The organism is Chryseobacterium salivictor (genome assembly GCF_004359195.1).
GTDB lineage: Bacteria > Bacteroidota > Bacteroidia > Flavobacteriales > Weeksellaceae > Kaistella > Kaistella salivictor.
Genome location: NZ_CP037954.1, coordinates 582442 through 602536 on the forward strand (window position 1 = coordinate 582442; position 20095 = coordinate 602536).

A 20095-nucleotide genomic window follows, 5' to 3' on the forward strand; every position below is an offset into this window, starting at 1 on the left:
ATAAGTGTTTTACTCTAAAAAAAAGATAATGAGATGAAGAAGTTAACTTTTTTATGGACGACTTTAATGGAAACCTTCACCGAATGGAATAACTCGCCGGCGGGTAAAGACGCTGCGAGTTTGGCCTATTATGCGATTTTTTCGATTCCGGGATTATTGATTATCATTATTTGGATTGCCGGAAACTTTTTCGGGGAAGAAGCCATTCGTGGTGAAATCAGCCATCAGATCAACAGTGTGATGGGACAGGATGCCGCCCAAAGTATCGAGGACATGATCGCAGGAGCGTTGATAGACCGGCAGAATATCTTCATGAAAGCATTGGGAGTCGCTTCGCTGATTTACGGTGGAACGACTGTTTTCTTTCAGCTTCAAAAATCATTAAATAAACTTTGGGATGTAGAAGCAGCACCGAAAAAAGCCATTATCAAATTTTTACTCGACCGCGCCAATTCTCTGGGAATGATTATCGTGATTGGTTTTTTATTAATGATTACGATGGTTCTTTCTTCCCTGATCAGCCTGCTGAATAATTTCATCATGTTTCGGTTAGGATTTGAAACCTATGTTTTAATGGAGACCGTGAATTATTTGTCTGGATTTATTCTGGTCATCCTGGTTTTCGCTTTTATGTTTAAGGTTCTTCCGGATGCAGAAATTTCATGGAAAGCGGTTTGGCCGGGCGCATTTCTTACGGCACTTCTTTTTACCGTCGGCAAGTTTTTGCTCAGTCTTTACTTTTCAGAACTGAAACCAACCTCCGCTTTCGGGACCGCAGGAACAATCGTTTTAATTATGATGTGGATTAATTACTCCTGTATGCTCATCTTTTTTGGCGCAGAATTTACTAAAGTGTACTCCCGGAACAAAGGAATTAAGATCGTGCCGTCCCGCCATGCAAAATGGAGTGCAGAAAAACTATATCACGAATCATTAAAAGAATAACTTAATCCTCCTCGGAAAGACCTAAAAACCTGTAACGATTATATTCATCACAGGTTTTTTTGGCTGGAATTAAAATATTTTGATAGAATTTGCTGATGATTAGTCTACAATAATAAGCCAACTTTTTTTTTGCTGATGATTAGTCTACAATAATAAGACAACTTTTTATCAGCAAGAAATAAATTGTGCAGCGAAAAATGATAGTGAATAATGCCGCTTTTTGAAATTATGTTGATCATTTTTCTTTAACCTGCGTGATAAAAAGCTCATCGCCTTGAGAAATGCAAGCATTTATTAAAACATTGATATCCTAAGTTGGTTCCATGATATTGTAAATTTAGACAAACCTATGAACAGGGCACAAAAAAAACTTCCGAAAAATTAATTTCGGAAGTTTGGTAGCCCGTAGGGGAGTCGAACCCCTCTTACCAGGATGAAAACCTGAGGTCCTAACCGATAGACGAACGGGCCAGTGCGTCTTTGCTTTTTTATATAATTACGCTAATTTATTAACGTGCTTAGTCAACTTACTTTTAAGGTTGGCCGCCTTGTTTTTGTGGATGATGTTTTTCTTCACCAACTTGTCTAACAAAGAGATTACTGATGGCAACTGTAAGGTAGCGGCAGCTTTATCTTCTTCATTTCTCAATACTTTCAAAACCGTTCTAGCAGTCTTGTGGTAATATCTGTTTATTACTCTTCTCTTTTCGCTTTGTCTGATTCTTTTCAGAGCTGATTTATGATTTGCCATATCTTCTTAAAACTTGGGTGCAAAGATAATAATCTTTTTTTAATTACAAAATCTTTTTTAATAAACTTTTCAAAAACTTTCATCTTTAGTAGCCTATAAGGGAATCGAACCCCTGTTGCAAGACTGAAAATCTTGAGTCCTTACCACTAGACGAATAGGCCTTTGCTTTGAGGACTGCAAAAATAGAAATTAGTTTTTAATCCTGCAACATTTTTTCAAAATTATCTTGAAATTTTTTGAATCACCGAATTATTAATTCCTTTTCCCTCCAGATCATTTTGCACTTTTACCGCTTCTTCTAAACTGGAAAACTTGCCGTAGGTATAGTAGAACTTGCCTTTCTCCTTTGTGCGGATCACGTCTTTCAAGGTATTGAGCACCGCAGAATTGGCACTTAATTTCTGATCACTCACCGCAACTTCTAAAGTATAATAACCAATACCTAATTTCTGATGGGGTACAAATGATATCGCCACAGCATTTTTAAAGCCGGCATCTTTAACCGTTTTTAAATTATTATCCCGAACAGAGGCCAAATTAGTCACGCTATAATAATACTTATACAAATCATTGTCTTTGATCGTTAGAACGTAATTCAGGCCTTTTAAAGCCGGATCACTGCTGTTATACTTCATCGGTGATGACATCAGTAAAATTCTGAAATCATTTTTCAAAGCGATTTCTGCCGGCCTCTCTGGTTCTTTTGGCACATTTACAATGCTTCCATTTCTTTCAATCGCTTTTTTATAACTTACAATAGCGTCATAAATACTTTCCGCAATTTCATTTTGACCCTTGTCCGAGGCCAAATACATTCCTTCCTCGTAATTACTGATGAAACCGGTTTCAATTAAAACAGAAGGCATCGCGTTTAACCGCAGCACGTGAAGATTCTGTTGTTTTACTCCCCGCGAAAACCGCTGATTCTTTTTTTCAAAATTCCCTTCTACAAAACTGCCGAAGAGAAGACTGCTTTCTAAATATTTACTTTGCTGAATTTTAAGCGCAATTAATGATTCAGGAGATTTCGGATCGTACGAAGCAAAGGTCTCGCGGTCTTTTTCATCCAGGAAAATCACATCATTTTCTGCTTTGGCCACTTCAAGATTTGTTTTATTCTGATCTGGACCCTGCACAAAGGTTTCGGTTCCATATGGCGAAGTTTTCGTACTTGCATTGCAGTGAACGGAGACGAATAAATCTGCTTTACTCCGGTTCGCTAAGGTAGTCCGATCGGTTAATGACGGAAATTCATCGATTTTCCGGGTGTATATGATTTTAAAATCCTTGCTTTTTTCGAGCATACGCCCTAATTTCAATACCACAGCCAGGGTAACATCTTTTTCCCGTAAAGTTCCAAGTTCACTGTAATACCTGTTTGCCCCATGATCAGAGCCACCATGCCCCGCATCCAGGACAATCGTGAACTTTTTTTGAGCACTGGGAAGAATAAATATCAATGAGAAAAAAAGGAATAAATATTTTTTAAAAGAAAAACTATCAGTAATCATCGGTAAATTTTAAAATTTATATTAATTTTGACGGCAATATATAATATATAATAGAATAAAAGCGCTTTGGTCAAAACTGGCTTCAAAAATATACCTCTCGTTTTAATTATCCTAATTTTTAACAATTTTTTAGCACATCTGCATGCTCAAAATTTGACTGGAAATAAGATAGTTGCTAAGACTGTACCCAAATCTGATACGGTTGTTCTAAAGAAAGAACAGTTGCAAGCAGTGGTGAAAACAAAAGCCGACCGCACCAGAAACGACATCCCAAAAAAGATGACCTACCTGAACAAAAATGCGCAGGTGAAATACCAGGACATGACCATCGATGCCGATTACATCTCTATTGACTGGGACAAGTCGCTGGTCTTTGCAAGAGGAGAACTCGATTCTTTGGGGAAGATTATAAAACCTGCAGCCGCCATTCAGGGAGGCAAAACTTACGAGTACGATGAGTTCACCTACAACATCAAAACCCGCCAGGCAATCGCTTTCAATGCCCGGACTGAGGAAAGCGAAGGGGTAATCGTTGCCGAAAAAACAAAGAAATATAACGATTCGGTCTTCTTTATGAAAAGAGGAAAATATACCACCGACGAATATTTCATCAAGAAAAAAGATACGATCGCGGATTACTATTTGCTCGCTCCCAACATTAAATTAATTAAAGGAAAAAATAAATCGCAGGTCATTACCGGACCGATTCAGATGTATATCGAACAGGTTCCTACGCCTTTGATTATGCCGTTTGCGATTTTACCCTTTTCGGATAAAAGAAGCGCAGGGATTTTAATTCCAAGTTTTGGTGAAAGAGAAGATGTTGGATTTTTCCTGAATTCTCTGGGCTATTACCAACCAATCGGGGAACATTTTGATTTCAAAATTCTGGCCGACCTCTATACCAAAGGAAGCTGGAATTTAAAACCTGAAATCAATTATAAAAAGAATTACAAATATACGGGGAACTTTTCTGCGGATATGGGAACAACTGTACGTGGGATAAAGGGTCTTGCCGATTATTCCAAAACCGGAACGTACCGGATTGCGTGGCGACACCAGCAGGACTCCAAAGCCAATCCATTTCTTACTTTCTCGGCATCCGTGGATGTGGTGAGCAACAAGTTCTATAATAATACCGTAAATAATAATTACGCCTTTAATCAAAACAACCTCAACGCGCAACAGAATTCATCAGTCAGTATTGTTAAAAGATTTCTGACTTTACCGGTCACCATTACAGGAACTTCTTCTTATTCTCAGAATTTCTCGACCGGTTTATCAGATTTAAAACTTCCGCTCATGAATGTGGCGATCAACCAGTTTTATTTATTCAAACCAAAGACGGGAATCCGACAAGGCTTATTAGAAAACATTACGGTAAATACAGGGCTGAACCTGAATAATTACGTGCAGACAAATGAGGGCGAGCTGTTTACCAAAGCGATGTGGGATAAAATGCAAACCGGACTCCGAAACAACATTACCTTAGGAACCAATACCACTATTGCGAAATTTTTCACATTCTCGGTTTCTGCGAATGTAGATAATGCGCTGACCACCAAAACACTGACGAGAAATTACAACCCACTTACCAATAAAGTAGAGGATCTGCTAAACAATAAAATCGCAGGATATTCTTCTTTCTCCACCAGCACGAGTTTACAGACTGTTCTGTACGGAATGTTAAATTTCAAAAAAAATTCATCCATTCAGGCGATTCGTCACATGATGACGCCGCAGATCGGCTTCAGTTATTCGCCGGATTTTTCTGCGGCCAGTTTCGGATATTATAAAAATTATTATAATGACCGTGGGGAAATGACGCCCTACTCTATTTTTGACCGCGGGATTATTGGCTCTCCCAACTCAGGTTTAGTACAGGCGCTAAGTTTTTCGGTCAATAATAATTTAGAGATGAAAGTAAAGTCTAAAAAAGACTCTACCGGAACGAAGAAGCTTAAGATTTTTGAAAGTTTAAATTTCAATACCAATTACAATTTCGCGGCACCCAATCATAAATGGTCGCTGTTCAGTTTCAGCGGACAAACCACCTTATTTGAAAAATTGAATTTGAACACCAACTTAACATTGGAGCCCTATCAGATTATTTTTGCCCCAGGAAGTGAAACCGGCATCAGAACAGAAAACTTCGGACATTTCAGCATACAGGGTTTCAATGCACAACTTTCTTATCCGTTGAGTGAAGCCATCTTTGGTGAAAAAGAAGAACTCGCGAAGAAATATAAAACCAAAGGAGAAATACGGAATGAAGATTATTATTTTGATGAAGATCATTACGCCAGATTTAAACAGCCCTGGACTTTAAATGTAAATGCACAGTATGGTTACACCCGAACCTTAACCCGATTCGGGAACAATGTAGCGTCATTAGGACTAGATGGCAGCATTAAATTAACGCCTTTTTGGAATATCACAGGAAACTTATATTACGATATTGTCACCAAAGAAATCGCGACCACGCAGTTAGGATTCTCCCGTGACCAAAGAAGTTTTACCATCAACTTTAACTGGATTCCCTATGGACAGTACAAAGTGTACGATTTCTTTATCGGAATCAAAGCCAACATTCTGCGTGATGCAGTGAAATATAAGGACCGAAGTTTCACCCAACCCAATGCGCCATTTTAAATTTTAAAGAATTAAACTTTAGTTTTATATTTGCCAAAAATCAATCCTATGAAATCGCCATTATCAAATACTGTAAACAAACACAAATAGAGGCGATTCCATATGACTTAAAAAAACTACCTACTTATGAAAAAGATTATCTCTACTTCGAAAGCTCCAGCTGCGATTGGACCTTATGCACAAGCGAATTTTGTGAATGGAATCCTTTATATTTCCGGGCAGATTCCCTTTAATTCAGAAACTGGCAAAATAGAAGAAGACATTGATAAAGCGACTCATCAGGTGATGAAAAATTTAGAAGCGATTCTTACTGAAGCAGGACTCACCTTCGATAACGTGGTGAAAGCAACTATTTTCCTGAAAAACATGGATGATTTCGCCGTGATGAATGACATCTATGCCTCTTACCTTAACCCGGAAAGTTATCCGGCAAGAGAAACAGTTCAGGTATCTTGTTTACCGAGAAATGTAGACATTGAAATCTCTATGATCGCACATCAATTTTAAATGAACTTTCTAAGAAATACATTTGCAGTTCTCACAGGTCTGGCTGTGGCGGCAATTCTTATTTCACTGGGAATAAGGCTGAACTCATCGTGGATTACCTACGGGGAATACGCCCCTTTTCAACGATGGGAAACACTGTTGAAATCGATGGAGCACAAACCTTATTTTTTTGTAGCCTTACTCATTTCTTCCGGCATTGCGGCGACCGTAGGCGGTGTTGTTACTGCAGTTATTGTAAAATACGCGAAAGTGGCTTATGCCATATTAATAGGTTTTATCTTGCTGTTTATGGCGATGCTGGACATCATTATTTTCCCGTATCATCCAACCTTTTATAAAATTTTAATCTTCCTTACCTTCTTCCCTTTTGCATGGATCGGCGGCAAGATTACAGAGGTAATTTATGAAAGAAAAAAAAGACAGCGACGGAAACTTAACAAATAAAAAGAAAGTGTCTCAATACTCCAACTAACCCTCAGAGATTCTAATATTTGAACCCTATGCTCGAACAGGAGTCCGTGAGAAAACCATAAAAAAAGCCGTTTCATATAGTTATGAGACGGCTTCTTTTTTATTTGTTAATCAATCCAGTTAAGGCATTTTGAATCCTCTTGTCGTAATTCTGCCCATTTCGTCAACATATTTCACCTGTACGTTTCCGCTGTAACCCTGCAGAATTTTCTCAATGTCTTTTTGGGAATTCACGGGTTTACCGTTCACTTCGATGACGATGTAATTATCGACAATTCCGATTTTCGACATTTCACTGCCATCCTGTACATTTTTGGCAATAACGCCACTGGTTAAACCATAATCGGTTTTGAATTTTTCACTTAATGGTTCGAATTCTGAGCCGATTTTCTCGGTAACACTTAAATCCGCCTTGCTTCTCAGTGAAGTTCCCCCTGTCTGGTCTTTCAAAGTCACATTTACGGTGCTTTGTTTTCCGTTACGCAGATAACTGACTGCTACTTTATCGCCTGGTCTTTTACTTCCTACCGCAAAGGACAGGTCATAATAACTGGAAACCGCCGTATTATCAACTTTGGTAATAATATCACCCGTTCTTAAACCGGCATCTTCAGCTCCCCCTTTATCGGCAACTTCAATTAAATAAACACCGTCCCCACTTTTCAGATTGCTTTTTTTCTGCTGATTGTAGGCGGCAACAGTTCTTTCATCGGAAAGATCCAAAGGCACTACGCCCAAAAATCCTCTCTGTACCAATCCAAACTGTTTGATATCTTCAACTACTTTTCTTGCTAAATTCGATGGTACCGCAAAACCGTACCCTTCATAATAACCGGTTTTGGAAGAGATCGCAGAATTAATCCCGATCAATTCACCATTCGGATTAACCAGCGCTCCACCTGAATTTCCCGGATTAATGGCCGCATCGGTCTGAATAAAGCTTTCAATCGGCGATTTAGACTGCTGGCTGAGCAAATCGATACTTCGTCCTTTTGCAGAAACAATCCCTGCGGTAACCGTAGAATTTAAACCCATCGGATTTCCGACTGCTAAAACCCATTGCCCGACTTCTACATTATCGGAATTCGCAAAATTAAGGTAAGGCAATCCTTTTTCCTCGATTTTTAAAAGGGCGATATCGGTGGTAGGATCCGTACCTACCAAATTGGCAACATAAGACTTCTTGTTAGAAAGAACGACTTCTAATTTGGTTGCACCGGCAATTACATGGTTGTTAGAAATAATATAACCGTCCGGCGAAATGATTACTCCAGAACCCATTCCGGTAGGCATATTAGGCGGCGGAGCCTGTTGCTGCTGTCTTGGATTTCCGCCAAAAGGATTGAAAAAGAAATCAAACATATCCTGATCACTTGTTCTGCTTTTTTTGTTGGAAAAGTTTTTGATACTCACTACGGCTGGAACTGTCATTTTGGCAGCTTTCACGAAGTCATCGCCTACTCCCGCCATATTAAAAGAGGCGTATTTTGCATCGCTTGTCTTGGGAGCAAAATAATTAAAATCTGAATCATGGTTTTTTACATTAAAGTAATTGAATGCGCCAAAGGTTGTGGCTCCAGACATTACTCCTACTACTGCATACGGAATCAGTTTTTTTAAGGTGTTTCTCATCGTCATAAAATATTTAAAACGTTATATTTAATTGTTTACTAAACAAATTTAGTGCTAAATCAGTATTCATAAAAAGGGGTTCGTTTCAACTTTAACTAAACATTAACAACAATTACCATATTTTAAATATTTTTATATAAATTCACCTTACCTATCCTGTTTTTTAACAATTTCTTGAGAATCATTTCCAATGACAAAATAGCAGATAAATGATGACAGACAAAAAAATCTTTGTTATATTTGAAACCTATTCTTAAAATCAAAACAAACTAATTACTTCTTTAAATTTCTAATCAGCAATATCGTATGAAACTCAATATCAAAAATGAAACAGGAAAGCTTAAATCGGTTGTTCTGGGGCAGCCTAATTCTTTAGGAGCCATTCCCACTTTAGAGGAAAGTTACGATGCGAAATCTTATGACACCATTCAGAAAGGCATTTATCCTACCGAAAAAGAGGTCATACATGAGATGAACGAATTTGAAAAAATATTAAAAAAATACGGTGTTCAGGTATTCCGTCCGGAAATTATCGAAAATTACAATCAGGTTTTTGCCCGTGACGTCGCTTTTGTTATTGATGACAAAATGATTATTTCTAATGTGATTGCCGACCGTGCGGATGAACAGGAAGCCTACCGTAAGATTTTCGAGGAAGTGAAATGGAGAGACATCATCAATCTTCCAGAAACAGCCCACATCGAAGGTGGCGACGTAATCGTCTGGAACGATTTTCTTTTCATAGGAACCTGTTTTTCTGAAGATTACAGAAATTTCAAAACCGCCCGGACCAACGAATACGCCATTAATATCCTGAAGGAGTATTTTCCTAAAAAAAGAATTCTTGATTTTGAATTAAAGAAAAACGACCGCGAACCTTATAAAGGGATCTTGCATCTCGACTGTACTTTCAATCCTGTCGGGACCGATAAATGCATAATTTATAAAGACGGTTTTGTGGATGAAAGCGATTATCTTCTGATCCTGGATATTTTCGGTGAAGAAAACTGCTTTCATGTGACCGATGAAGAAATGTTCGAAATGTATCCTAATATTTTCTCGATTTCACCGGAAATCGTCGTTTCCGACTCCTCATTTACAAGAATGAACAATCACCTGAGAAACGAATGGGGAATGACGGTGGAAGAAATTCCGTATCGTGAGATTTCGAAAATGGGTGGCTTGCTCAGATGTTCTACGATGCCTTTGGTGAGGGAATAATTTTAAAAATAGAATTCTTTTTTAACCGCAAAAGAGACAAAAAAGTAATGTGAAAATAGATTGCCAAAAGAATTCAAAAAAAACAGAATTTTTATTCCACTTACATTTTGCAATCTTTTGAGTTACTTATTATAGCAGAATGCTTTTGTATCTTTTGCGGTAAACATTTTTTCAACTGAATGACGCTAAATTTACAAAAGTCAGATTTTCAATACCATTTTTTTGAACTTTTAAATTTCTTTCAAGTACAAAACTTTGGTGTCTTTTGAGGTTTAAATAAAGGTTCTAAGAACTTAACAGTTTCAACTTTTTAATTTCATCGTCGGTAACGAAGGTATCATAATCCTTTATCGCAGAAGAATGAAAACTTTTTCCGCCCGTAAACTTTTTTAATTCCAAAATATTTTTGGAACGTACGCCGCCGCCAATCAGAATCTCAATTTGATCAGAATATTTTTCAATTAAAGTTTTCAGCATCTCTTTTCCTTCCATGGCTGTTGGTTTTCCACCGGAAGTGAGCACCGTTTTGAAACCTAATTTAATTAAAGTTTGAATAGATTTTTCCAAATCTGCGGTCCGGTCGAAAGCACGGTGAAAAGTACACGGCGTTTCTCCGGCAAGCTCGAGAAGTTCCTTATTTCTGACTACGTCAATTTCGTTGTCAGAAGTCAATACCCCAAACACAAAACCGTCTGCTCCTCCTTCTTTAAAAGTGATAATACTGTTTTTCATCTGAACAAATTCATCCTCAGAATAAAAGAAAGGCCCACCTTTGGGACGGATCATCACATAAACAGGCATTTTATAATTTCTTTTGAGATGCAAAAATTCGTAGAAGTCGGGAGTGGTACCGCCGAGCTCCTGATTATCACAGAATTCGATTCGATCCGCCATCGACTGGCAGGCGGTTTCCGCAGAGGTCACTTCAAAACAGGCAATTTCTAACATAGGTTTTTTATTGTCTATAAATTTAAGTATTTTTGTGACATAAAGGGGTGAATATCCTGCTAAAACATACAATTCATGCAAACAGCCAATACCGTTCTGATGGTAGAACCGATCGCTTTCGGTTACAATTCTCAAACTGCTCAAAACAATTATTTTCAGGTTGAACAAAAAGAAGCCGATATTCAGGAAAAAGCGCTTCAGGAATTCAATAATTTCGTTGCAAAACTTAGAGACAAAGGAATTCAGGTGATTACGGTGAAAGATACTTTAGAACCCCATTCCCCGGATTCTATTTTCCCGAATAACTGGGTGAGTTTTCATGAAGACGGAAGAGTGGCTTTGTACCCGATGTTTGCGCCCAACCGGAGAGTTGAAAGGCGCGCCGATATTTTAGATACCGTTCGCAATGAAGGCTTTGTAATTAAGGAGGTCGACGATTTATCATCTCCCGAAAATGAGGACAAATTTCTGGAAGGAACGGGAAGTATGATTTTCGACCATGACTATAAAATCGCCTACGGTTCTGTTTCTCTCCGTTTAGATGAAGAATTATTCCGTGATTTTTGTAAGCAGTTTGACTACACGCCGGTTGTTTTCCATTCGTATCAAAATGTCGGAAATCAAAGATTACCCATTTACCACACCAATGTGATGATGTGCGTTGCAGAACAGTTTGTGGTAATCTGCCTTGATTGTATCGATGATGAACTGGAAAGGGAAAAAGTACAGGAAGTCATCAAATCAACCGAAAAAGAAATCATTGAAATCACTGAAGAGCAGCTTCACCAGTTTGCAGGAAACATGTTACAGGTTCAAAATGGAGAAGGAACGCAATTTTTAGTGATGAGCGAAACGGCTTACAAATCACTGACTCCGGAACAAATTCAAAGAATAGAGAATTACTGCGAAATCATTTATGCCGATCTGAATACGATTGAAGTCAACGGCGGCGGAAGCGCAAGATGCATGCTGGCGGAAGTTTTCCTACCGAAGAATTAATATCAGTTATTGTGGACGAATACGAAACATCTTTTCCACAGCAATTATTTATAAGCGAACCAAACTGCAGTTTATTATAAAAAAGAAGCCACTTTATTGAGTGGCTTTTTGTTTGCAGTGTTGAATTAAAAATCCGATTTCTGACTAGTTTTGGTAGCGTTCAATGTCGGAAGAGTTTCCGTGGCTGAAGGCTACGATACTTTTTGTAACACCAATTGATTTTTACTGCCGCAGCAAAACTTTCCAACCAGATTAAAATCCCAACCCTTTTAAACATCAAAAATCCACAACATAACGTCATGGATTTTTTTTACAATTTAATATGAAGTATGAAAAATTTAAATTATCTGGTTCTGTTTTTAATGTCTTTATCAGCGCTGTCGATAGTTCGAACTTTTTTCACCTTCTGGTTTCCAAAGTTATAGACAATGGTCAGTTCCACTCCTCTTCTGTATTGATTTTGATTGACATAATTGTAATTCCCGTTTTGTTGGTAATCTTCAATAACTATTTTATGCGTATTTAAAACATCATCAAGTCCAAGCGAGAAAGTCCATTGATCCCAGATTTTTTTAATATTCAAATCTAAACTCATCAAACTGTGAAGTTGTCCCAATTCAATTTGCTGTTGGTCAACATAAAAATAATTCATCCCTAAAAACCAGGTTTTGTTTTTGTCGAGACGGATATTATTATTGGTTTGGATCAATAAACTATTCGACGCTATATGATTTTCGTAGGTTGGAAAAATATCGCCTGTCAGGGGATCCTGATTCAAACTTCCATTGTTCATATTCCGTTGCACACCGATATTAAAATTGGATGTCAAATATCCTTTAAAGAAAGTTTTCTGCATTCCAAGCATCGCACTCAACTGCTGTTTGTCACCGAAATTCGTCCGGATGTATCTCAGCTGATTTTTCCCGTCGATCACGCCTTGCAAAGGAACCTGGGTGATCTGATCTTTGGTTAAACTGTGACTCAATATCAGAAAATAAGAACTTTTATACATATAAGTCAATTCCTGATTATAGACCGAAGATGCTTTTACAAAAGGATTGTTTTGGGTATAATTAAATTCGGTTAAAATATTCCGCACCGGATTGAGTTCCCAAAAACTTGGTCTTCTCATTCTGCTGGAAAAGGCGTAGGAAATAGTATTCTTGTCATTAATTGCATAATTCATACTCAGATATGGCAGCAGCTTGTCATAATCTCTTTTGATATTTCTGAGGTTTTCATCCTGCGCATTATCAGAGTGGCCTTCGCTGTTGGTCAGTTCATACCGGGCGCCCAATTTACCGGAGAATTTTGGGGAAAATACTTTTTCAACCGTAAGATAACCGCCAAAAATATTCTCATCATATAGGAAATGGTTAGGTTGTGGATCTACAACATTTGTAATATAGTTGTACGTATCGTATTTGGTGTCATTATCAGTTTTTGTCTTGTTGAAGTTTCCACCGAAAGAAACAGTTAAATCTTTTTTAAACTTCTGAACATAATCTGCGGTTGCCGAAAAATTATGGATGACTTGCGGCTGTTCCTGATAAATTTTCAGAAGCCTTCCGCCATCATTTCCATTTTGATCAGAAGCGATGGTGAAATTATTCGAATTTTGAAATCGTTTGTACAGTAAACCTGCAACATTCAGATTCAGTTTACTTCCCAGAGAATCGGTCTTCAACTCGTAATTTAAATTCGCGGAATTGTTATAAGAACGCGCGTCTTCTTTACTTCTCGTCCAGGTATAATCGGTTTCATTTTTAACGGAATCGGTCGTGGTATTAAAAAGATTGACGGTGGAATTATAACTTCTGTTCGCCCGTGAATTATACGTTAATGCCAAACTGTTCTTGTCATTCAACTGATAATCAATATTCAGGTAACCTCCTAAATTTTTATTCGGATCTGTAATTCTTCCTTCAGACTGGTTGGTCGCGGTGCTGTTTCCGTTTTTTAAAATATAATATTGCTCCTCTATATTTTCACTGGTGTTGATGTTGGTGCTGATTCCCAACTTGTCTTTTCTGTAGTTCAGGCTTAAACCGGCACCTGTAGAATTGTAATAATTTTGCTGATTATTCATTCTCAAACTTCCGTTCAGACCGTTGCTGGCCTTCTTTTTCAAAACAATATTGATGATTCCGTCGGAAGATTCCACTTTATATTCACTTCCGGGCATGGTAATCACTTCGATTTTTTGGATATTTTCTGCCGGCGTGTTTTTTAAGAACTGAACCAAAGATTCTGCATCCATCTGCGTAACTCTTCCGTTGATGTAAATGACGGCGTTGGATTTTCCGGCAATTTTTAAAGTTTTATCGTCGGTAGAAGACACCAAAGGAGTTTCTTTTAACAGTCCGAAAGCAGTATTTCCTTTAGCAACTGGCGAAGCCGCAACATCATATACAAAACGGTCGCTTTCTTTTTTGAACACTTTTTTGGTCATTACGACTTCTTTGATTTCCTGCACTTTTGCAGAATCATTTTTTTGAGTTCCCTGTGCTAAAGCAACAAATCCGGTAAGTAGTGGGACGGTGATGATAAGTTTTTTCATGGCGTTTAATTTTAAAAAAAGAAAAAAAAGGAAGCGGTGTTATTAGTTTAGAGCAGGTTATTAGTTTGGGTTATTGGTTTTTTGCTTCCTTCTTTTATTCAGTTATAGTTTTTTTAGTAGTATTACTATGCAAAGATATGTCATTTATTTAGTATCATGCAATACAAAGTAGTGAATAAACTTAATTAAAACAACTAAATAACTGATAATCAGTAATAAAAATTTTTACTTTTTTAGAAGCTACAAATAGAAGACAACCAAACAGACCAAAACATTACCCTAAAAAACAAAAAAAGAGCAGAAATTTCTGCTCTTTTAAATAATGTGCTGCTAATCAGTTTATTCCCTGTCAAGCCTTGCCAGTTTTTTATCAACCCAAATCGTAGCGAAAGGGAAAAACGCCGACAGTAAAGCAAATACGGTATCTTCATCGTCCCAGGTATAGATTTTTCTGGCAGGAATTAAAAGCAATAAGTACAATGTAAAAAATAATCCGTGGATGTTTCCGATGATGATTATAAAAACCGTCGGCCACAAACCTTCCTGATCATACCGTTTCCAAACCATGGCAACGCAATAAAGTAGAAAGCAGGAAATGGCTTCGGCAACGCAAATCTGTTTAAACCATTTAACAATTTGCTCATGGCTATATTTTGCAAAAAAATTCTCGATAAAATGCATAGAAATCTTTGTTAAAAAACTTTAGTTAAAGTGAAGCAGCAAATTTAAGAATTATAATATTGATAAGATGAAACTGATGTTTTTCAATATTGCTTTTTGTGAACTTTAAGAAATATTTTCACGGACTTTAATAATCATAAAACTATTGTGATTTAAAATTTCCTATTTATAAAAATTACTTCCGTCCAGATACTCAAAAACTTCAGGCGGCAGCATCGGCCTCACGTTCTTACCGTCTTTAATCATCTTGCGGATTTCAGTGGCAGAAAGTTCGATAATAGGCGCTTTAATTAAAGAAACATTTTCGTGTTGTAGATATTCGTGCGCTTCTTTCGACTCCTCAAAAACTCTTGGATAAACGATGATCTGATGGTTTTTAATTAAAGTTTCTGCGTTTTTCCATTTTGAAAGACCGTTTAAATTATCTTCGCCCATAATTAAGGAGAAGGAATAATCCGGATATTTCTCATGCAGGTAAGTCAAAGTATCGATCGTATAACTCGGAATGGGCAAAGAAAACTCAACATTGGAAGCCCGCATTTTCGGATAATTCTTCACGGCAAGCTGCACCATATCCAAACGGTTATGATCTTTCAGTAAAGATTTTTTATCTTTAAACGGATTTTGCGGACTGACCACAAACCAAAGCTCATCCATATCCGTATTTTCAACAATATAATTTGCCAAAATCAAATGACCAATGTGAATGGGATTAAAACTCCCGAAAAATAAACCAATTTTTTTCATAAATAAAAGTACTGAAATGCGCAAAGTTAAGCGCCATTTCATTGAAAACAGTTAATTTGATAAAGATAAAAAAATATTGCTGAACATATAATAAACGCCCACAAATTGAGTTCAAACAAAGAAACAATTTTATTGAAAACCCTATTTCACTTTTTTTTCCTTTTTTCCTGTGTTTTTCTTAAAGCGCAGACAAAAGAATATTGGTTAATCGACGTACAGACGAACAAAAAGACGATGGCAAAAGATTCTGCTTCTGCGGTGAAATTCCTAGATTCTTTAACCCAAAACCATTACTATTTTACCGAAATAAAAAAAGTAAAAAGAGAAGGTAATTCAACACAAATCTACTTTAATAAAGGAAAAAACTACAATGAAGCACAGGTCAACCTTTCCGGTGAAATTGTAAAGAGCTTTAAATATAGACCGGAGTTTTTTACCAAGAATTTAGATTCTTTAAAAAAGGAAATCAGCGAAAAATATAGAAATCAGGGATTTGTTTTTAACCGCGTAAAATCTGAATTTAAAGGGCTGAAAGAGGAAATTGCACAAATTGAGATTTCTGTCGCTAAAGGCGAACAAAGGAAAATTGACGGCATTGTTTTGAAAGGTTATGAGAAGGTTCCGCACCGTTTTGTGAAGAATTTAGAAAAGGAATATCAGGGGAAAAGCTATCAGGAACAAACGTTAGCCAGCTTGGCACAGTCGCTGCAAAATCATCCTTTTCTATTATTGGAAAAACCACCGCAAACTTTATTTACCAAAGATTCTACTCAGGTTTTTCTTTTTCTGCAAAAGAAAAAATCCAACTCGTTCGACGGCGTTATCGGTTTTGGAAACGATAAAACGGAGAAATTTACTTTCAACGGAAGTCTTAATCTGAACTTTAGAAATATGTTTAATGGTTTCGAAACGGTAAATATTTTCTGGCAAAGAAATCCGGACAAAGGCCAGACTTTCGATTTGCAAAGTGATATTCCTTATTTGTTTAAATCAAATATTGGTGGGAATTTTAAAGTCAATATTTTCCGTCAGGATTCTACTTATGCGAACGTAAAATTAACGCCGACTTTCTATCTGCATTTGCGGAATAATCAGAAAATCGGATTGCGGGGAACCTTTGAAACATCCACCGTTCTAGATTCTCTGTACGTTCAGGGAAGAGATTACGATAAAAAAGGAATTGGAATGTGGTACGATTATTCCCAACCATCCGATGTTGAATTATTTCTCTTCAAAACCCGTCTCCGTGCCGAAGCTGATTATATCGCGACCAGTTATACGGCCGAAAATATCAACGCCAGCCAAACCAATTATTTCTTTTCGGGAGAAAGAAACTTCCATATTTCCGGGAATAATTATTTAAATTTAAGAGGAGAAACTGCGCTTCTGAATTCCAAAAACGATTTTGCGGTCAACGAATTATTGCGGTTCGGAGGTTGGAATTCTTTCCGGGGATTTAATGAAAATTCGCTGTACGCTGATTTCTACTATTTCGGAACTGCCGAATACCGCTATCTGGCCGGAAACCAGGCGTTCTTCGATGTCTTCGGCCAGTACGGCGAACTGCACAATAAAAACTTAGGACTAAAACCGAAATTGTACAGTTTGGGATTAGGTTTTAATTTTATTCTGCCAATTGGTTTAATGAGTTTTCAAATCTCCAATGGGAGTGAATTTGGAAATCCTATAAAATTCGGCGACACCAAAATCCACTGGGGAATTTTGAGCAGGTTTTAAAATAAAATTACTTTTCTATTGCTAAGGAACTAATCGACATTAAAAATTATTTTAATTTACTGCGTTTGATACTGTCCTTTTTTTTCTGTTCTGCCTGCTTTCTAAAATAGCCACGGAAAAGGAAATTGTGTTTTAGGGCTTCCAAATTATCGTTCAGTTTTTCGGTGGCTTTCTTGATATTAACCATCGTTGAATCTATATTTTTTGGTAAATCCTGATCCCCGGTAATATAATTGAGTGCACCTTTTCCGGATTTCATTTCCCTGATGTAATCATCCAGATTTTCCGTCATATCATTGATATGATTACTCGATTGCTCAAGATTGGCAAATACTGTTTTAATTTGTTCAGCCGATTCTTTATCACTCAGCAGCACTGCAGCAGCACTTTGGTCATAATTTACTTTAGAAATAATGGTATTTATTTTGGCAATCGCAGCAGAAGTACCCGCAGTCGATTTTTCGATCTGAGCCACGGACTTGCGGATGTTTTTTGCCATCAATGTATCACTCAGCATGATTCCCATTGTCCCTTTGCCTTCGAGAATTTTATGGGTAATTTTTAATAAATCCTGGGTCAGCAACGCGGCGTTTTTGTTGGTTTTACTCAGGGTGGCAAGCATCTCATCAGTCGCAATCCTGAAGCGCACATGAATCGTATCTCCGGACACTACCCGCCTTGCGTTCGGATTTTCTCCAGGAACGATGTTCACCACCATGCTGCCAACCAAACCATCGGAAGCAACTGAAGCAACTGCATCTTTCCTAATGAAGCGGCCTGCTTTTGCATCCACCGACATTTGAACTGATATTCTTCCTCCTTTCATCATTTCAATATCGCTGACTGTGCCTACATTCACACCGGAATAGCGTACATAATTTCCCGACTGCAATCCATTTACGTTCGTGAAAACAGCATAAAGCTTAATGGTTTTACTAAACATCTGCTGTTGCTGGCCAATGAAATAAAGGGCAGCAATAAGAAGTACGGTTCCGACCACTACAAAAATACCGACTTTTACTTTCTCTCCAGATTTTTCCATCATTTTAGTTTTTAAAGAATGCCCGCACTTTTTCGTCTTTAGAAGCAGAAAGTTCCGCAAAAGTTCCTTCAATATAATTAATGCCATCGATCAGCAAAATCATTCGGTTCGCGATTACCCTTGCACAATCTACATCATGAGTGATGATGAGCGACGAAGTACGGTATTTGTCCTGGATCGTCCGCATCAGTTGGATAATTTCCTTTGCTGTGATTGGATCCAAACCTGTTGTGGGTTCATCATACATAATAATTTTCGGTTTCAGAATTAATGCCCGCGCCAATGCCACTCTGCGCTGCATGCCACCTGAAAGTTCGGAAGGCATCAAATCGATGGCATTTTCCAAACCGACATTAGCCAAAGCTTCTCTAACCAAAAATTCGGTTCCCTGAAAATTTTTAATTTTATCTTTATGATGCCGCAGGGGAAATTCAAGATTTTCGCGAACGGTCATCGAATCATACAGTGCGCTTCCCTGAAAAAGAAAACCGATCTCGGTACGCAGCATATCCAGTTCGTCATGTCCCACTGCAGTAATATCGTGATCATTAATAGTGATACTCCCGCTATCGGGCTGCATCAAACCCACAAGACATTTAATCATTACCGATTTACCCGCACCCGATTTACCCATGACCACTAAGTTTTCTCCTTCATAGAGTTTCAGGTTGAAACCATTAAGCACATGATTGTCACCAAAACTTTTATGGAGGTTTTTCATCTCCAGGACGATTTTTATGTTTTTTACGGTATTCATCTACACATCAAAAAAAATATCGGTTACAAATACAGCAATAAAATCAATGATAAACAAAAGCATCGATGTATACACCACAGCAGAATTAGATGCATCTCCTACTCCTACAGTACCATTGGAGCAGTTGTATCCTTTATAACAACCGACCAGACCAATAGCAAACCCAAAAAAATAAGTTTTTATCGTTGCCGGAATAATATCGCTAAAACTAAGTGCACTGAAAACTTTGTTGAAATAGAGCATATAAGAGACATCTCCTTTCATATTTTCAATAATAGCCGAACCCAGCAGCGAAACAGCATCTCCCATAATGACTAAAAGCGGCAGCATTAACGTGGTGGCTGCGATCCGCGTAACAACTAAATATTTAAAAGGATTGGTGCCGGAAACTTCCATAGCGTCGATCTGCTCGGTAACCCTCATAGAACCGAGTTCGGCCCCAATTCCCGATCCGATTCTGCCGGCACAGATAAGGGCGATAATTACTGGGCCGATCTCACGAACGATCGAAATACTGACCATATCCGGCATCCAGGATTGCGCGCCAAACTGTATCAAAGTCGGCCGCGATTGTAATGTAAATACCAGTCCCAAAATAAAACCCGTAACTCCCACCAATAATAAGGAACGGTTTCCCATATTATAACATTGCCGGATAAGCTCCTTAAACTCAAACGGTGGCTTGAAAACTTCCCTGAAAAAGCGTCCCGCAAATAAAGTCATATCTCCTATTTCGGAGAAAAATGATTTTGCGTTAGCCGATATGGAATTTGGATTGAACATACAAAAAATGTATTAATCAAAGTTAGTAATTATTCAGGCTAATTATAATGACTTTATGAAAGTTTAATACTGTAGAAATTTTATTAAAAAAAGCAAAAAAGATATTTTATCGGTTTTCAAATCAAATAATATTATTGAAAATCATATTTAA

At 37.6% G+C, this 20095-nt stretch carries 17 protein-coding genes and 2 tRNA genes; 7 read left to right on the top strand and 12 right to left on the bottom strand.

The window, feature by feature from the left end:
* Positions 1–33 precede the first annotated feature (33 nt).
* On the top strand, positions 34–945 hold the full coding sequence (locus NBC122_RS02705; RefSeq protein WP_133438900.1) for a YihY/virulence factor BrkB family protein: 912 nt from the start codon (positions 34–36) through the stop codon (positions 943–945).
* Between the two features lie 396 nt (positions 946–1341).
* On the opposite strand, the gene NBC122_RS02710 is transcribed toward NBC122_RS02705, so the two are convergent.
* The 4 genes from NBC122_RS02710 to NBC122_RS02725 form a co-directional block, all read right to left on the bottom strand.
* Positions 1342–1416 (bottom strand) — tRNA-Glu (locus NBC122_RS02710).
* Positions 1417–1441: 25 nt separating this feature from the next.
* A complete protein-coding gene (gene rpsT, locus NBC122_RS02715; protein ID WP_133438901.1) occupies positions 1442–1696 on the bottom strand; it encodes a 30S ribosomal protein S20 in 255 nt (84 codons plus the stop codon).
* 89 nt (positions 1697–1785) lie between these two features.
* Positions 1786–1857, bottom strand: a tRNA-Glu gene (locus NBC122_RS02720).
* Between the two features lie 60 nt (positions 1858–1917).
* A complete protein-coding gene (locus NBC122_RS02725) occupies positions 1918–3207 on the bottom strand; it encodes an N-acetylmuramoyl-L-alanine amidase family protein (RefSeq protein WP_133438902.1) in 1290 nt (429 codons plus the stop codon).
* Positions 3208–3273: 66 nt separating this feature from the next.
* Between NBC122_RS02725 and NBC122_RS02730 the strand changes: the two genes are divergently transcribed.
* The 3 genes from NBC122_RS02730 (at position 3274) to NBC122_RS02740 (ending at position 6810) form a co-directional block, all read left to right on the top strand.
* Positions 3274–5859 carry a putative LPS assembly protein LptD gene (locus NBC122_RS02730; RefSeq protein WP_133438903.1) on the top strand — a complete coding sequence of 862 codons (2586 nt, stop codon included), beginning with the start codon at positions 3274–3276 and terminating at the stop codon, positions 5857–5859.
* Positions 5860–5985: 126 nt separating this feature from the next.
* Complete coding sequence (locus NBC122_RS02735) at positions 5986–6366, top strand: Rid family detoxifying hydrolase (RefSeq protein WP_133438904.1); 381 nt, start codon at positions 5986–5988, stop codon at positions 6364–6366.
* Positions 6367–6810 carry a hypothetical protein gene (locus tag NBC122_RS02740; RefSeq protein ID WP_133438905.1) on the top strand — a complete coding sequence of 148 codons (444 nt, stop codon included), beginning with the start codon at positions 6367–6369 and terminating at the stop codon, positions 6808–6810.
* Between the two features lie 147 nt (positions 6811–6957).
* On the opposite strand, the gene NBC122_RS02745 is transcribed toward NBC122_RS02740, so the two are convergent.
* Positions 6958–8469 carry a trypsin-like peptidase domain-containing protein gene (locus NBC122_RS02745; RefSeq protein WP_133438906.1) on the bottom strand — a complete coding sequence of 504 codons (1512 nt, stop codon included), beginning with the start codon at positions 8467–8469 and terminating at the stop codon, positions 6958–6960.
* A gap of 306 nt (positions 8470–8775) precedes the next feature.
* On the opposite strand from NBC122_RS02745, the gene NBC122_RS02750 reads away from it, so the two are divergent.
* Positions 8776–9690 carry a dimethylarginine dimethylaminohydrolase family protein gene (locus tag NBC122_RS02750; protein WP_133438907.1) on the top strand — a complete coding sequence of 305 codons (915 nt, stop codon included), beginning with the start codon at positions 8776–8778 and terminating at the stop codon, positions 9688–9690.
* Positions 9691–9975: 285 nt separating this feature from the next.
* Here NBC122_RS02750 and NBC122_RS02755 read toward each other — a convergent pair whose 3' ends face one another.
* Positions 9976–10638, bottom strand: a complete 663-nt coding sequence (locus NBC122_RS02755) for a copper homeostasis protein CutC (RefSeq protein ID WP_133438908.1) — start codon at positions 10636–10638, stop codon at positions 9976–9978.
* Positions 10639–10713: 75 nt separating this feature from the next.
* Between NBC122_RS02755 and ctlX the strand changes: the two genes are divergently transcribed.
* Positions 10714–11637, top strand: coding sequence for a citrulline utilization hydrolase CtlX (gene ctlX, locus NBC122_RS02760; RefSeq protein WP_133438909.1), 924 nt, complete (start codon positions 10714–10716; stop codon positions 11635–11637).
* Between the two features lie 343 nt (positions 11638–11980).
* On the opposite strand, the gene NBC122_RS02765 is transcribed toward ctlX, so the two are convergent.
* The 3 genes from NBC122_RS02765 to nadD all read right to left on the bottom strand — a co-directional run bounded on the left by NBC122_RS02765 (position 11981) and on the right by nadD (position 15625).
* Positions 11981–14197 carry a TonB-dependent receptor domain-containing protein gene (locus NBC122_RS02765; RefSeq protein WP_133438910.1) on the bottom strand — a complete coding sequence of 739 codons (2217 nt, stop codon included), beginning with the start codon at positions 14195–14197 and terminating at the stop codon, positions 11981–11983.
* Positions 14198–14536: 339 nt separating this feature from the next.
* Positions 14537–14878: a DUF3817 domain-containing protein gene (locus tag NBC122_RS02770; RefSeq protein WP_133438911.1), complete on the bottom strand. Its 342-nt coding sequence runs from the start codon at positions 14876–14878 to the stop codon at positions 14537–14539.
* 162 nt (positions 14879–15040) lie between these two features.
* Positions 15041–15625 (bottom strand): nicotinate (nicotinamide) nucleotide adenylyltransferase, encoded by a 585-nt coding sequence (gene nadD, locus NBC122_RS02775; protein ID WP_133441039.1) that lies wholly within the window; start codon positions 15623–15625, stop codon positions 15041–15043.
* Between the two features lie 234 nt (positions 15626–15859).
* On the opposite strand from nadD, the gene NBC122_RS02780 reads away from it, so the two are divergent.
* Positions 15860–17362, top strand: a complete 1503-nt coding sequence (locus NBC122_RS02780) for a BamA/TamA family outer membrane protein (RefSeq protein ID WP_246012427.1) — start codon at positions 15860–15862, stop codon at positions 17360–17362.
* A gap of 46 nt (positions 17363–17408) precedes the next feature.
* Here the strand turns inward: NBC122_RS02780 and NBC122_RS02785 are convergent, their stop codons facing one another.
* The 3 genes from NBC122_RS02785 to NBC122_RS02795 are packed head-to-tail and all read right to left on the bottom strand — an operon-like array spanning position 17409 to position 19944.
* On the bottom strand, positions 17409–18407 hold the full coding sequence (locus NBC122_RS02785) for an MlaD family protein (protein WP_133438913.1): 999 nt from the start codon (positions 18405–18407) through the stop codon (positions 17409–17411).
* A 1-nt stretch (position 18408) separates the two neighbouring features.
* Positions 18409–19125 (bottom strand): ABC transporter ATP-binding protein, encoded by a 717-nt coding sequence (locus NBC122_RS02790; RefSeq protein ID WP_246012429.1) that lies wholly within the window; start codon positions 19123–19125, stop codon positions 18409–18411.
* A gap of 36 nt (positions 19126–19161) precedes the next feature.
* On the bottom strand, positions 19162–19944 hold the full coding sequence (locus tag NBC122_RS02795) for an MlaE family ABC transporter permease (protein WP_133438915.1): 783 nt from the start codon (positions 19942–19944) through the stop codon (positions 19162–19164).
* Positions 19945–20095 lie beyond the last annotated feature (151 nt).